Source organism: Brevibacillus sp. FIR094, assembly GCF_050477165.1.
In the GTDB taxonomy this organism is placed as follows: Bacteria; Bacillota; Bacilli; order Brevibacillales; family Brevibacillaceae; genus Brevibacillus.
Window position 1 is genome coordinate 57045 of the sequence record NZ_JBEAES010000029.1, and the last position, 13672, is coordinate 70716.

General features: G+C 40.9%; 16 protein-coding genes. 12 read left to right on the top strand and 4 right to left on the bottom strand.

Annotation, left to right across the window (positions count from 1 at the left end):
• Nucleotides 1-4 precede the first annotated feature (4 nt).
• Entirely contained in the window at nucleotides 5-427 is a 423-nt protein-coding gene (locus ACQ5DJ_RS22390) for a tetratricopeptide repeat protein (RefSeq protein ID WP_172139764.1), read from the top strand.
• A 334-nt stretch (nucleotides 428-761) separates the two neighbouring features.
• On the opposite strand, the gene ACQ5DJ_RS22395 is transcribed toward ACQ5DJ_RS22390, so the two are convergent.
• Both ACQ5DJ_RS22395 and ACQ5DJ_RS22400 read right to left on the bottom strand, forming a co-directional pair.
• Nucleotides 762-1937: an MFS transporter gene (locus ACQ5DJ_RS22395; protein ID WP_429844372.1), complete on the bottom strand. Its 1176-nt coding sequence runs from the start codon at nucleotides 1935-1937 to the stop codon at nucleotides 762-764.
• A gap of 78 nt (nucleotides 1938-2015) precedes the next feature.
• The gene (locus tag ACQ5DJ_RS22400; protein ID WP_429844373.1) at nucleotides 2016-2327 is read right to left on the bottom strand and encodes an ArsR/SmtB family transcription factor; all 312 of its coding nucleotides are present in this window, start codon (nucleotides 2325-2327) and stop codon (nucleotides 2016-2018) included.
• Nucleotides 2328-2464: 137 nt separating this feature from the next.
• Between ACQ5DJ_RS22400 and ACQ5DJ_RS22405 the strand changes: the two genes are divergently transcribed.
• From ACQ5DJ_RS22405 to ACQ5DJ_RS22420, 4 genes are all read left to right on the top strand, one after another.
• Nucleotides 2465-3307: a MerR family transcriptional regulator gene (locus ACQ5DJ_RS22405; RefSeq protein ID WP_429844374.1), complete on the top strand. Its 843-nt coding sequence runs from the start codon at nucleotides 2465-2467 to the stop codon at nucleotides 3305-3307.
• Nucleotides 3304-4479: an MFS transporter gene (locus ACQ5DJ_RS22410; protein WP_429844375.1), complete on the top strand. Its 1176-nt coding sequence runs from the start codon at nucleotides 3304-3306 to the stop codon at nucleotides 4477-4479. The genes ACQ5DJ_RS22405 and ACQ5DJ_RS22410 overlap by 4 nt, the downstream gene beginning before the upstream one ends.
• A gap of 180 nt (nucleotides 4480-4659) precedes the next feature.
• Nucleotides 4660-5580 (top strand): helix-turn-helix transcriptional regulator, encoded by a 921-nt coding sequence (locus ACQ5DJ_RS22415; RefSeq protein ID WP_429844376.1) that lies wholly within the window; start codon nucleotides 4660-4662, stop codon nucleotides 5578-5580.
• 81 nt (nucleotides 5581-5661) lie between these two features.
• Nucleotides 5662-6507: a DUF2785 domain-containing protein gene (locus tag ACQ5DJ_RS22420; RefSeq protein WP_429844377.1), complete on the top strand. Its 846-nt coding sequence runs from the start codon at nucleotides 5662-5664 to the stop codon at nucleotides 6505-6507.
• An 86-nt stretch (nucleotides 6508-6593) separates the two neighbouring features.
• Here ACQ5DJ_RS22420 and ACQ5DJ_RS22425 read toward each other — a convergent pair whose 3' ends face one another.
• Nucleotides 6594-6968 (bottom strand): hypothetical protein, encoded by a 375-nt coding sequence (locus ACQ5DJ_RS22425; protein WP_429844378.1) that lies wholly within the window; start codon nucleotides 6966-6968, stop codon nucleotides 6594-6596.
• A 162-nt stretch (nucleotides 6969-7130) separates the two neighbouring features.
• A complete protein-coding gene (locus tag ACQ5DJ_RS22430; RefSeq protein WP_429844379.1) occupies nucleotides 7131-7370 on the bottom strand; it encodes a hypothetical protein in 240 nt (79 codons plus the stop codon).
• 241 nt (nucleotides 7371-7611) lie between these two features.
• Here ACQ5DJ_RS22430 and ACQ5DJ_RS22435 point away from each other — a divergent pair, with 241 nt between their 5' ends.
• The 7 genes from ACQ5DJ_RS22435 to ACQ5DJ_RS22465 form a co-directional block, all read left to right on the top strand.
• Nucleotides 7612-8280 (top strand): YdeI/OmpD-associated family protein, encoded by a 669-nt coding sequence (locus tag ACQ5DJ_RS22435; RefSeq protein ID WP_429844380.1) that lies wholly within the window; start codon nucleotides 7612-7614, stop codon nucleotides 8278-8280.
• 328 nt (nucleotides 8281-8608) lie between these two features.
• On the top strand, nucleotides 8609-9700 hold the full coding sequence (locus ACQ5DJ_RS22440; protein ID WP_429844381.1) for a BC_2427 family protein: 1092 nt from the start codon (nucleotides 8609-8611) through the stop codon (nucleotides 9698-9700).
• Nucleotides 9701-9839: 139 nt separating this feature from the next.
• Complete coding sequence (locus ACQ5DJ_RS22445; protein ID WP_429844382.1) at nucleotides 9840-10589, top strand: CsxC family protein; 750 nt, start codon at nucleotides 9840-9842, stop codon at nucleotides 10587-10589.
• A gap of 317 nt (nucleotides 10590-10906) precedes the next feature.
• Complete coding sequence (locus ACQ5DJ_RS22450) at nucleotides 10907-11410, top strand: phage tail protein (protein WP_429844383.1); 504 nt, start codon at nucleotides 10907-10909, stop codon at nucleotides 11408-11410.
• 30 nt (nucleotides 11411-11440) lie between these two features.
• On the top strand, nucleotides 11441-11932 hold the full coding sequence (locus ACQ5DJ_RS22455; protein ID WP_429844384.1) for a phage tail protein: 492 nt from the start codon (nucleotides 11441-11443) through the stop codon (nucleotides 11930-11932).
• A 19-nt stretch (nucleotides 11933-11951) separates the two neighbouring features.
• On the top strand, nucleotides 11952-12467 hold the full coding sequence (locus tag ACQ5DJ_RS22460) for a phage tail protein (RefSeq protein ID WP_429844385.1): 516 nt from the start codon (nucleotides 11952-11954) through the stop codon (nucleotides 12465-12467).
• Nucleotides 12468-12492: 25 nt separating this feature from the next.
• On the top strand, nucleotides 12493-13672 hold a 1180-nt coding region (locus ACQ5DJ_RS22465; RefSeq protein WP_429844386.1), incomplete at its 3' end, for an Ig-like domain-containing protein.

Genomic DNA, 13672 nt, shown 5'->3' on the forward strand with positions numbered 1-13672 from the left:
GACAGTGCAACTTTCAGATTCTACCCATACCGAAATTACCGTGTTGTGTAAACAAGGCGATGATTTGGTGAAAGCAGGCAATCTTGAGGAGGGCAAGAATAAGTACGTCGCGGCCCTCCGATTACTCCCGGAAAATCATCGAGAATGGGAGGCCGCAACGTGGATATATGTGGCTATTGGGGATGTCCATTTTCAAATGAAGAATTACGATAAGGCATTCAAGTGTTTCTTTAATGCTGTACAGTGTCCGGAGGGGCTGGGGAATCCTTACATCCATCTTCGGTTAGGGCAATTGTATTACGAACAGGAAAACCTTGAAAAAGCTGCAGACGAGCTGACCCGGGCTTACATGGGTGCGGGGATTGCGATCTTTATGGAAGATGACCCAAAGTACCTTGAGTTTCTGGAGACAAAAATAGAGATTTGAAGTTCTACAGGGAAGGAGCAACAACAAAAGGAGCTGCCGAGGCATGCTCCTTTCGCATTTTTCGCGGTTATGACAGTTAAGCTGAGCCTTACATAAGGGCAAGTTTTTGTTTTGGGTGGGCATAATAGACTCATTGTGTGTGAAAGGAAGGAGCTGCACCACAAGAGAATCTTGGAGCTACCTTGCTTGCCGCTGATGCTACTTTAAACAAGTTTACAATAAAGTAAGTACAAATTTTTTTGATCGAAGACGAGCTAACAACACAGTGGCAGTCCTGAACACAGAAACAATGTTCTAGACTGCCATGTTATATTAATCGATCGATTCCGTTCGTTTAACGTACGTTTACTTCCTCTGCGTTCGATTTGGAAATTTTTATTTTTACTATGATCAATAAGAAAGCTAGAAGTGAAAACGTAATGCCGCTCCACATGAGTTGATGTATGCCCAAGTGAGAAATAAACCAACCGCCGATAAAAGTCCCTACAGTAATTCCAAGATTGGAAAATGAGACAAACAAGCTGTTGCCGAATTCGGGAGCTTCTTTTGCCTCAATCGTTAACCATGCTTGACTGACAATAAGCCCTCCGGAATGCACTGTCCCCCAAAGGAATACGATAACAGCCATCGGAAAGAAAGAAGAACCTAGATAATAAGTGAATAAGTAAAGGACCGCATAGAGCAGAGGATACAAGATAACGGTCTTTGTAATGCTTTTATGCAAAAAGCCCCCAAATAAAAAATTTCCGAAAATCATGATGATTCCAAAGGCCATCAACATGATACTAATCCATGATCCGTTCATATGTGTTACTTGTCCTAAATATTCAGCAAAGTAGCTGTACACAGAAAACATAGCTGCAAAGATAAAAATAACGGTCGCGATCGTTAACCACAATTGAGGTTTGCGTAATATACCTAGCTGCTGGCCGTAAGACATTTTTTCCGTAACAGGCATGGAAGGAAGCCAAGCTAGTATTCCTACAAAGGCAATCATGCTTACAACAGCTCCAAATAGGAAAGCAGCTTCTAACGATACCTTGTCCGCGAGATAAGAAGTCAAAGGCACGCCAAAAGCAAATCCGACCGTTATTCCGGCGAAAACCTTTGTGACCGCTTTGCTGCTTTTTTCCGGAGGGACAAGTTTGGCTGCGGTCACAAGGGCAATCGAGAAAAAGACGGGATGAAAAATAGCAGGGAGAATACGGAAAACTAGCATCACATCGAACCTGGTTGTGAAGGCATAAACAATATTTGAAATCGCAAAAATAAGCACAGCGGTTAATAAAATGACTTTACGATTAATACCAGAAACGAGTAATGTCAGGAATGGACCTGAAATGGCAACAACTAAAGCAAATATGCTTACAAGCCATCCGGCCTGCGCAGTGGAAATATTGAATTTTTGAGTGACCTGGGGTAAAACACCTATAATTCCCATTTCCGTTGTAATAATGCCGAATACGCCTAAAGCCAGAATCATAATAAGCAAAGGGTTAACCTGTTTCATGTTAAATGTAAGCCTCCTATCATATTCATATATCCAGAATTATAGATATAAATAAACAAAAAAAGAGCTCCTTTCCGTTTATAGTTTCGTTTTGATGTACTCGGAAAATTCCTGTATGATCTTTTCGTTCCGACGATAGTACGTCCACTTCCCAATTCGCTCAGATTCTAGCAAACCAGCTTTTTGCATTGTCAACAAATAGCTCGAGATAACAGATTGTGCAAGTCCCGATTTTGCCTGAATATCTCCCACGCATACACCAATCCGAAAACTGAGGCCTTGTTGTAAATAGAGCTTTTCATCAAAGAATTCCTCTGGATTCTTTAACCATTGCATAATTTGACTACGAGTCTCGTTAGACAAAGCTTTATAAATCAATGAAGGTTCCATATAGATCATTATATCTATTTTTATAGATTTGTAAATGTGAAATGGCTGTTTCTCCGGCGATGCTTGCTTTTCTACTTGACTTTCCCCTGCACAGGAAACTTTATACTCTGAATATCATCGAGATTGGAGGCGATATTTTGTTCAAAATCAGTGAATTTTCCAGGTTAAGCAAGGTTTCCTTAAAAGCATTGCGCTATTATGACCACATTGGCATGTTAAAACCAAGAACTGTTGACCAGGACACAGGGTATCGATATTATTCAGCCGACCAGCTCCTCGAGCTTAACCGAATCTTTATGTATAAGGAATTAGGTTTTACATTGCCACAAATTACTGAGCTCCTGAACGAAGACATTACGTTAGAAGAAATTCGAGGCATGTTTAACCTGAAAAGAAGTGAAATTCAGCAGGTCATCGACACTGAGCAAGCCAAACTCACTCGCATTAAGGAGCGTATGCAGCTGATCGAGAAAGAAGGATGTGTGGAGAGAGAGCAGGAAGTCGTGATTAAAGCAGTAGAACATAAACCATTTCTTTCACTTAAAGCGCGCGGTAAGGAACAGGATATTCCGGAACTTTTCCGAACGTTTAACAAATGGATAAGAAAAGAAAACCTGAATCTGGTGGAGAGTCCCCAAATCGTTATATGGAGTGAATTGGATGAAAACGTGGATGAGTTTGAATTTGAAGTGGGCCATTTTTTAAAGCGCGAGCTGTCAGTGCTTCCTAATGAACTTCATATTCGTTCTCTTCCCTCAGAATTAATGGCGACACTGACCTTCCGCTCTGATTCGGCCTTTGCTTGTACGGCTTGTGTGGATTTAGCTACATGGATCGAAAAAAATGGTTATCAAATCAAGGAAGATCAACCTGGCAGAGAGATTTATTTACCGCTCCCCACGGAACAAGATATCCAATTGATAGAAATTCAAATCCCGGTAAAAAAGAATGATCTGAACAAAGGAGCTGGAGAAAATTGAAAAATAGTACAGTGATCTATATTCTGGCTCTGGCTGTTTTCTTGATCGGGACCATTGAATATATCATTACAGGAGTCATCGAAATGATTGCGCTAGACTTGGGGGTTTCTACTTCGGTCGCAGGATTATTAGTGACTGCGTTTGCTCTCTCAGCGGCTATAGGTGCCCCGATCTTGATTGCAATGACCATTAATGTTGACCGTAAGAAAGTATTGATCATTGCCCTTAGTGTGTTCATCCTCAGTAATTGGTTAACATTTTTTAGCTCTACCTTTGAAGGCGTACTTGTTTCTCGTATTTTGCAAGGGCTGAGTGGCGGCATCGCAACCGTTGTCGCTATGGCGGTGGCGACTAGGCTAGTAGTTAAAGAAAAAAGGGGCAACGCCATCGGCATCATTTTAATGGGGCTCAGCAGTTCACTCGTATTTGGTGTTCCCATCGGCACTTACTTTAGTGATTGGCTTGGCTGGAAATCCTTGTTTATTTGGATTGGATTCGTAAGCATTTTTCCACTGCTCGTTATCTATAAAAGAGTTCCTTCCATTAAAGAAAAAGAAGCCGTTACCATTGGAATGCAGCTCTCTATCTTAAAAGACAAAAGAATTCTGGTAGCTTTAGTCATCACCTTGCTTTATATCGGAGGCTATTCGATATTGTTTACCTATATTACGCCGTTCCTACAGGCTACATCGCCTCTTTCGATTACCGAAATCAGTGGAATCTTATTTTTGGCTGGGGTTTGCAGTTTCGTTGGTTCGAGAGTCGGAGGACTATTGGCAGATGCGAAAGGGCCAAAAGCCACCATCTTCCTGGGGCTAACCTTGCAAGTAGTCATGTTCTTCTTATTATCTCTTGTTGGAAACAACCTGGTATTGTTAATCGGTGTCTTAATGATTTGGATGTTGGCGACCTGGAGCATCTCGCCGGCTCAACAATTAAATATCGTCACCTTAGTGCCCCATTCACCTGATATTGCCTTAAGTGTGAACACGTCTTTCATTCAGTTTGGATTCGCGCTTGGATCTGGTCTAGGTGGTCTTGTGATTAGCAATTCCTCCGTCCTCCACTTGAATTGGTTAGGACTTGGCGTTGTAAGTATAGCCTTATTGTTGGCCTTCCTGCTGTTCACGAAGATGAATAGTCACGTGGCGAAAAATTGGGCTGAGGGTTAGTGTTGAAATCCATAGCAGTGGTAAATAAGCGGATCGAGCTAGAAGTACAGTTGAATCAGATAAGAAAGTAGTATTTACTTGAGAAAAGAACAAAATGACCGGAGGGGGCAGGGAAGACTCCGGTCGGTCTTGTAAAAAAAGAATAAGAGAGGATACGTTGCAAATCAACGTAATATATAAATGCGCGTAGATCGATTATTATCCATGTTACTCATTATCTCAAAAAAAGGTACGGTTACAGGCAAAGAGCTTGCGGAACATTTTGAGGTGTCCATACGAACAATTTACAGAGATATAGAAAAGTTAGGTGAAGCAGGTATCCCAATCGCATCCATTGGTGGTAAAGGTGGGGGCTATTACATTATGGAAGACTATAATGTGGACAATCTTTTTTTAAACAAAGATGAAGCTTCTACTTTCATGGCGATAATGAATAATCTAAGTTTTCTATTTGGGAAAAACACAACGTTTCATGATATTGATTTAAAGATAGAGAATACGCTAAAACAAGAAAAGAATACAAGCAAGTTAGACATTAATCTGTCTCATTTCAGTATGGAAAATGAATTAAAGGAATACCTGCTTCTATTAAACAATGCTATTGAAAAAAATAAGCTAGTGGTATTCGAATATATCAACAGAAGTATGGAATATTTCGAAAGAACAGTAGAACCGTTTCAAATTACATTTTCCGCCGGTCAATGGTATTTGGTGGGCTTTTGCAAAGAAAGAAATGACTATAGAAGGTTCAAGCTAGTACGGATCAAGAATTTGAAAATGGGTGAGAACTTCGAAAAAAAGGATATCTCAAATGAAGATATTCAGGAAATCATTAGGAATAGCTATCTTACGCGAGGCATAACCGTTACCTTAAAGTTTACTCATAAAATGGGAGAGCAATTAAGTGAGTATTTTCAAAAAGAGAAAATAACTAAAACAGATGACAATCAATATATCGTTGTGGATCAATTTCCGTATGAGGAGGGATTACTGAAATTTATTTTAAGCTTTGGTAAGGAATGCGAGATAGTAGAGCCCTGTTATTTGAGAAATGAATTACAAGAATATATAAAAACAATATTGCTACCATACAATGACTGACATACAGGTGTCAGTTATTTTGTTTTATAGTAGGGGGGTAAGAAGTCCGGAAATAATGCGTATATTCAAGGGGATGAGATAGTGAGCAATACAAGGATGAAACTCATGATAGACCTGCAAAGAATTGAGAAGGAACATTACCAGCTTCGTGAAGGTGAGCGGACACGGGATTTTTTAACTCTAATGCTGCAATTTATCGGGGATCCTCAACCGGAATTACGGGATGAACTGATCTATCCGACACTGTATAAATGGATTTATGAAGAGAATCGGTTTACGGAAAAGGAATTGAGCACGCTTCTGGCCATTCTGATTGATGAGCATCATTTGTTCTATCAGATTGGTAGCGAAGGTGATCAGTCTGTATTTACAAGAACGTTCTCTGTTCTGCCAGTGGCTTTAATAGTACGGCTTCACAGCAAGAAGCCTTTTCTGGATTATGCTGAATTCCAGAATCTTAAGCATTCACTGCTCCGCTATTATAAGGAGGAAAAGGATCTGCGCGGCTATCTGCCTGAAGGAGGCTGGGCTCATGGTGCGTCACACGGTGCGGATGCTTTGCTGGAGCTGGTCAAGTGCCCGGAGAGCGATACAGCGGTACAGCTTGAAGTACTTGCTGCTATTGAGGGGATGCTCCATAATGGGAAACAAATTTTTAGCGATGAGGATGATGAGCGGATCGCCAGTATCGTGGATACCATGATTGAAGAGGGTCTGCTTCCACAGCAGGAGATCGCTGACTGGATAAGCGGTTTGACAAAATGCGTCGATTGGCCGAGAAGCTACGTTCAGACGATCGCCCGTGTAAACAGTAAAAATTTCCTGCGTAGTCTATATTTCAGAAGAGGACAGGGCAGCCGCGGAAATGTTCTTGCCGCTGTCATACTTGATGCAGAGACAAAATTGAACAAGTTTGCGAGAGGATGATATTAAATTCATCCTTGGGGTACCGAAATAATGATCGAATATTAAAGGAAGGAGCTGACCACAGCTCCTTCCATATTTTTTGCACTTTATTCACATATACTGGAATTTGGGAAATTCCCTTGCAGATAGGATTCCCACATGCTATTGATAAATTCTATATCGATCTTGTTTTCAAACGTCTTGGAAATTAGACCAAAGTCGTCGGACGCATACCCTGCCAGCTCTGAGTTCTGTGTTATCCGAAAAGTTTGCTTAAACACAAATTCCCTAATTTCTCTGATCACGGTATTTTCAGAGGGGACAATTTCATCAACTTTTTTGTAACTAGAACTCCATGCCGTATCAAATTCATCAGCATCCCTAGCGTCTAATTCAGCGTCCCAATCAACATCTTTATGGAAGACATTCTCTAAAAAACGGTCATTACTGATTATCGATAGTATCTCACTCGCTGTTTTCAACGGAACCCTACCCCCTTCCATAATATACTAATAGGAATCACTTTGTAGCACAATGGGAGCAGGTTTTGTGTCTTCTCCGGTTAACTCCACAAGACAAAATAAAACCAAAAAGGCTGACCTTTCGCAGTGCCTCGGCACCGGAATCGTCAGCCTTTCGTGCAGTTATCCTACACCATCACTTTCTAACAAGGAATAAAAATTATCTCGGTCTTCGTCATCAAATTGGCCAAGTGTCCGTACCCTAACAAATTCATGTCCGCCATACATGTCAATTTCCTCACCGTACCTATTGTAGAGCGCGATCATATTGCCATCCTGATTCAACTCCATGTACCCGTGACATATTGCTTCAGGCGTTTCGCCGTAAAAGAGCGTAAATCTGATCTTGATCACTTTGTGCATGCAGATCCTCCTTTACTGTCTTTCATATTGGCTTTGAATATATACAGCATATTCCATAAAATGTCAACTTGTAGTTCGAGGGATTATTGCTGTGCCCCCATTCATGAAATTTGTAACGTTAACGGTATAATAGAAGGGAAACCATAGAACACATGAACAGAAATTCTGCGAGAGATTTACATATGTGGAAAGTAAGGTAGACTTGGCTCCGAGCAGTACGATGAAAAGGGGAAGATCCATCATGTCGAAAACAATCGTTGAGAAGCTGAACCTGCAAAAATATCAAAAAACGGCTGTCTTACATACACCGGAGGGTGAGGATGGCTTAGCTGTTCTTAAAGAAGCAGACCATGAGTTGAAAGCCGTGCAATATGACATGATTTTTGCTTTCGTACTGGATATGAGGTCCTTGCAGGAGCTCATGAAGAAGGTAATCGACCACAGTTATTTATTGGAGGGAGGGCTTCTATACGTTGCTTATCCCAAGAAAGGGAATAAAGTCTATCCGACTTATATCCATCGGGATGAATTATTCGATGGATTAGGAGCTGACGAAGATGGTTATATCGGGACAAGCACGATCAAATTTAATCGAATGGTCGGCATGAATGAGGTATTTACGGTTGTCGGGTTTAAAAATGAGAAAAAGAAGGCGGCAAAAGCTTCATCTAAACCGAGTCAATGCGTCGATGATTATATAGACTTTGTGCCGAAAATAGAAGAGGATTTGCGTCATGCGCCAAAAGAGCTTGCTTTTTACCAATCTCTCACGCAGGGGTACCAAAAGGATTGGGCTCGGTATGTATATAGTGCCGTACAAGAGGGGACACGAGCAAAGCGCCGAGCTGAAATGATGGCGGTCTTGGCTACGGGCTTTAAAAGCATCGATCTCTATCGCCGGAGTAAATGAGGCGCTCTGTTTGAAGTTGTGAGGAGACCTATATCGAATGAAATACAAGAAGAGCCCGCGTCAAGCGTGGGCTCTTTGGTGTTTGTATGAACTGAGGCGACCTTACAAGCGAAGCAGCGGCCGCAACGACAAGATGTTTGTCTAAGGTGACGGGGTTGTAGTTGGTCCACGGGTCTTGGACGATATAGCTCTTGCCTTCCCGAATCGCTGACAGGCTTCTCTAGATCGGAGAGCTCTTCTTCAATCTATATATTAGCCTAAGGGCAAAAACACTATTACAGCATATATTAATATAACGATGATTTTCTTTATTTGGGAGTGAAATATTGTGAAAACTCCATGGATAAATTATGAAAAGATGGGGCAGATAAATTTAAAACAAAAGAATAGTAAAAACACTAAGGTACCGAAAAAAAAAGAAATCCGTCTCAAAAAAAATAAAAAGAATGAGGGCAAACAGCTAAGGGATGTGAAAAATCCCAGAGCTGGGAACTATCATTCTTGTCAAATAGATAAGGACTTTGATTGTAACCACAACTGTGAAGACGATGAGTTTTCTGTTTCTGATAATGTTATAGAAGTGAAGGATTCCAAAGATATTGAGCATGTTTCTCAAATGGAGCAAGTCGACGAACCGACTAATAATCCACAAATCGAATCGTCTAAACGTGGAAGAATCCACTCGCTAACAACCAAAAGCCCATTCTCGACTATTGTAAAAATTAAAGATTTTCTTCATCCCCCCATTTTTGGCGGTATAGATCAAAATACAATTGAATTTATAGACCTAAATAATAAACAATGGCCTCAATTAGATACAAAGATAGTCAATAGTACAGCTCATTATCAAGAGAAGATTTTTGGTCGTTTAATTCATTCTAAAATTTCTGGAAGTATATTTTTAACTACTACTGTTCACGCGTATCAGATGAATAAACAAGATAATCTATATCGTACTATTGCAGTTCCCATTCATGACTCGCCAGATACAATTTCAGCAGAAACAAATAATATGTCTTGTCCTACTCATCATTTCATAAATATCAGGGTCCCAGTTATAGTAGGAGAATATAAGGTTGAAATACCTCTAGATGAGGATATTATGTTTGCAGAAGAGATACTGGGTATTAAAGGAATCTCAAATGAGGTAATCCTTAAAGAGTGCAGATTGGTTCCTACTCAATTTCATCCATCATTAGGGGAAGGAACAAGCAAAGCCAGGGAAGGAGATTTATTCCTGGAGGGATATATACATCAAAATATCGAGTATTCTGTCGCTGACAAAACAAATGATACTACAATTCAAAAAGAGTCAGTAATGAATTTTTATCAATTACATCAAAAAATCGCAGTAGAATTAATTGTTCACATACTACAAATTCAACCGGTTCGAATCATTTGTGATGTCACTGGAATTTAGGCCATAACGGAATCAAACACCGACTCAAGTAAAATGGGTATGTTGTCTAAGAGAATTGCCCTTACTAAAAAAGGAATGCGGAATATAGTGATATCGAGTTTAAAAAACTCAAATTGAAAATTGGAGTTGATTTCCAATTATGAGTAATGTCAATCCAAATCAAGTGACCCCCGCATGTCCAGTATTTTCGACAGAACAAATTCCATTTACCGTCGAACCAACTACGATCATTTCTCAAGCAGCTGTACCAACCATTAAAGTTCCAGTTGTACTTGTAGAGCCAACACTTCAAATCGTTGTAGAAGCAAATATTCCACTTAACCCACCAGCAACTGAGATTAAGAGAGTGGTAAAACATGTATTTCTCAATCAGGTTAAACTTGTTCCTGTCGCATTTCAGCGTATTGGTAATACTGACTTTTTCAATGTTACAAGAGCCAAGTTATTTGTAGCAGGGTTCATTCGTAAAAATATTGAATATGCTGGTGCTGGATGTAGTGGAGCACTTCAAGATGTAATTGCGGATGTTCAGTTTACAGGTTTTGCTGAGATCACAACATTTTTAACAAGGCCAATTATTGGGGTTGCTGAGTCGAGTAAAGCATTTTTCCTCAATGAGACGGATGGCCAGGTTCCGCGTTTGGATAAAGGTTTCTTCCAAAATCTCGTTAAATACAACGAACAACCATTTGGTGAGTTGGTAGCTGCTAACTTCTATGAACTTGATTTTTCACCGGTTGCAGCAACACCTGAGGGAACGTTTAGTAGCCTGACTGAAAAAATTGTCCTAGACCTTACTGTAAAAGTGTTACAAACACAACAGTTATTAGTTGCTGCTACACAACAAATTACAATTCCTCCTGCAGGTACAGTTGGTTGTGACGAATAGGTTTTAATCGAAGAAGGTTATTCCCCATCGGCCAAAGCGGTCGGGGGAATGACCTTTTTTCATTTTCGGACATGGTCTGCACTTTTCGGCGCGGTGGAGGAACAATTAAGAGCAGCAGCGGAAAATGTGAACTTTCCTGATTTGCAGATCATGAATTGGCCAGAGGCGTGTTGTGAGAATCTTGTGAGTCCTCTACTGTAGAATGTTGAATTCGGAGGAGTAGTGTATATAAAAGCAGATAGTAGAGGAAGAGATAGGACAAGTTCGATTAGGTTACATGAGCAAAAAACAAAACGAGATAGAAAAGAGGCTTGTAGATGGGCGATCAATATTTAGGCGAAATTCGAATGTTCTCTGGTGATTATCCCCCAAATGGCTGGGCTTTGTGTAATGGACAAGAGCTACTGATCTCTGAATATCCCAGCCTGTTTGCACTCATTGGCGCGACATACGGAGGAGATGGGGTTACAAAATTTGCGTTGCCAGACTTGCGGGGAAGAATTCCCGTTCATATGGGTATAGGTACTTTATCTGATTATAAATATGAACTTGGAAAGAAAGATGGAGCCGAAACGGTGACGTTATTAATGCCTCAAATTCCAGCCCATACACATGAAGTTAATGCTCAGTCTGCTGGAACGACTACAAATGCAGCGAATGCGTATTGGGCGACGAGTTCTATTAATCAATATTCGCAGGCTATGCCTAACGTTACTATGAGCCCAGCAGCTATTAGCGCTGTGGGTGGGAATCTTCCTCACGATAACATGATGCCGTTTCTGGCAGTCAATTTTATCATTGCTCTGGTAGGAGAGATCTAGAGAGATACAAAAATATTTGGAGGGATTAAAATGCCAGAACCATTTGTTGGTGAAATTCGTTTGTTTGCCATGAAAAATGCTCCAAAAGGCTGGGCACAGTGTAACGGTCAGCTTTTGTCCGTGAACGGAAATGAAGTACTTTTTGCTGTGATTGGCTCCAAATATGGTGGGGATGGGAGAAACACTTTTGCGCTACCTAATTTACAGGGGAGGGTGCCAAGACAATTAGGTCTGAATGCGGTTGGAGAAGCACTGGGCGAGGAAATGCATACGTTGACCGTAGCGGAAATACCAAGTCATACACATATTGCAAATGCAGCAACGAGCGTGTCTAGAGATACTGTTTCAGGGAGTTATTGGGGTTCTGGTACCATTTCTTGTTACGGTGACGGTACAGATGTAAAGATGAGTGCGAATGCCCTTGGTGTCGCTGGGAGCAGTCAGGCTCACAGTAACATGCAGCCTTTTCTGGTGCTAAATTTTTGCATTGCAACAACGGGATATTATCCACCTAAAAACTAAAAGAAAGAAGGGGAAATAAATGGATTGTTATGTTGGTGAAATCCGCCTGTTTGCCGGTCAATATGCGCCTGTTGGTTGGGCATTTTGTGATGGCAGTTCCTTGCCTGTTGCTAAAAATATGCCGCTCTACACCATTATTGGCAATAAGTATGGCGGGGATAACAGAGAGTTTAAGCTCCCTGATTTTAGAACTCGTGTACCGATGCATTTTGGGAATGGTACAGGATTAACTCCTCGCACATTAGCAAGTACCGGGGGGAATAAAAGCGTAACATTATCGATACAACAAATACCCAATCATACACATATACCGAATGGCGGTACCCCACAAACAGGGAAAGAACCTGCGGGAGCGATATGGGCTGATTCAAAACATAGATTGGGAGCGCCTGTTTATTCTGATACACCAGATGTAACGATGAATGCGAATGCAATTGCTCCAGTAGGAGGGAGTCAGCCCCACAATAATGTGCAACCGTATCTTGCCTTGAATTTTATTATTGCACTTCAGGGAGAATATCCAGTTAAAGGATGATAGATATGTCTGGTGGGAGGAAGTCGTGAAAAAGTCCTTATACGTATTTTTATGTTTTTTGTTTTTTGTGCTGAATTTTCAGGATGTTCATGCCAGTGCAACAAGTTCAACAGAGTTAATAAAGCATCCGTCTTTGGATGGAACATGGGATAGTTCGGGTTATTATCCTGATTTGGAAGATAACTGGGTTGGTTATTCAGGAAGCTTCGGAAAGCAACGAACATACATTCAATACGATTTATCGGATATCTCTGAAGGTTTTACAGAGGCGAAGTTACATTTTTATGTAACAGAATTTCAAGACTTAAACCCGGCTGATGGAGCAGTTCCTTTCATTAAAGTGATCGGCTCTAGTAAAAATTTGAAAAACGGCGGCTTTTATGAACCGAACCCAGGTGACCCTGCTTTGAACCCGACAGACATGGGGATTATGAAGGGACAAGAGAAGGTTATTGATGTAACGGCTTTTGTTCAAAGTAGGATGGGGCTTGACAAAATAGTAACATTTACATTAATTGGCGATGAAGTAGTACCGAATGTACAAGCTAGTATAGGTGGAAAAGCTTCTCCTGATGTTTCAAAGCGCCCCAAACTAGTTTTAAAAAAAGGAGTAGCCACTGAAATTATAGCAGTAACAAATCCGACAGCGATCACGGGCCTTACAAATGGAACAGAGAAAAGTGCAAGTGGGCTGGGTCTGCCGTCTCAAGTGGAAGTCACATTAAGTGATAACACTAAAAAGATAGTGGACGTGATTTGGGACGTAGCAAGTACGACGTATGATCCGTTGAAGAAAACTTCACAGATATTTACGGTAACAGGAACATTAAGTAATTTACCAGCTAACGTAAAAAACACAAATAACAAAACGGCTAGTATTAGCGTAACAGTAGATGCAGAAGTGCCGAAAAAGAAAGACATCATTTCGGTGGCGACTTTACCAGCCAAAACAGGTCTAGCGAATGGGACCGAGAAAACAGTAGCGGCGTTAGGTCTACCTGTGGAAGTGGATGTTACCTTAGACGATAACAGTTTGATTAATACAGATATCATCTGGGATCTCGCCAGCGTCACCTATGATCCAACGAAGAAAACAAAACAAACCTTTACGGTAGAAGGCACCTTAACACCTCTACCAGCGAACGTGACGAATACCACCGACAAAAAAGCCAGCATCAGCGTAACGGTAGATGCAGAAGTACCGA

Excerpts from the sequence above, each read along its gene's own strand:
- ACQ5DJ_RS22395 (WP_429844372.1), bottom strand. The coding sequence starts at position 1,937 with ATGAAACAGGTTAACCCTTTGCTTATTATGATTCTGGCTTTAGGCGTA.
- ACQ5DJ_RS22400 (WP_429844373.1), bottom strand. The coding sequence starts at position 2,327 with ATGGAACCTTCATTGATTTATAAAGCTTTGTCTAACGAGACTCGTAGT.
- ACQ5DJ_RS22415 (WP_429844376.1), top strand. The coding sequence starts at position 4,660 with ATGCGCGTAGATCGATTATTATCCATGTTACTCATTATCTCAAAAAAA.
- ACQ5DJ_RS22430 (WP_429844379.1), bottom strand. The coding sequence starts at position 7,370 with ATGCACAAAGTGATCAAGATCAGATTTACGCTCTTTTACGGCGAAACG.
- ACQ5DJ_RS22435 (WP_429844380.1), top strand. The coding sequence starts at position 7,612 with ATGTCGAAAACAATCGTTGAGAAGCTGAACCTGCAAAAATATCAAAAA.
- ACQ5DJ_RS22445 (WP_429844382.1), top strand. The coding sequence starts at position 9,840 with ATGAGTAATGTCAATCCAAATCAAGTGACCCCCGCATGTCCAGTATTT.
- ACQ5DJ_RS22450 (WP_429844383.1), top strand. The coding sequence starts at position 10,907 with ATGGGCGATCAATATTTAGGCGAAATTCGAATGTTCTCTGGTGATTAT.
- ACQ5DJ_RS22455 (WP_429844384.1), top strand. The coding sequence starts at position 11,441 with ATGCCAGAACCATTTGTTGGTGAAATTCGTTTGTTTGCCATGAAAAAT.
- ACQ5DJ_RS22460 (WP_429844385.1), top strand. The coding sequence starts at position 11,952 with ATGGATTGTTATGTTGGTGAAATCCGCCTGTTTGCCGGTCAATATGCG.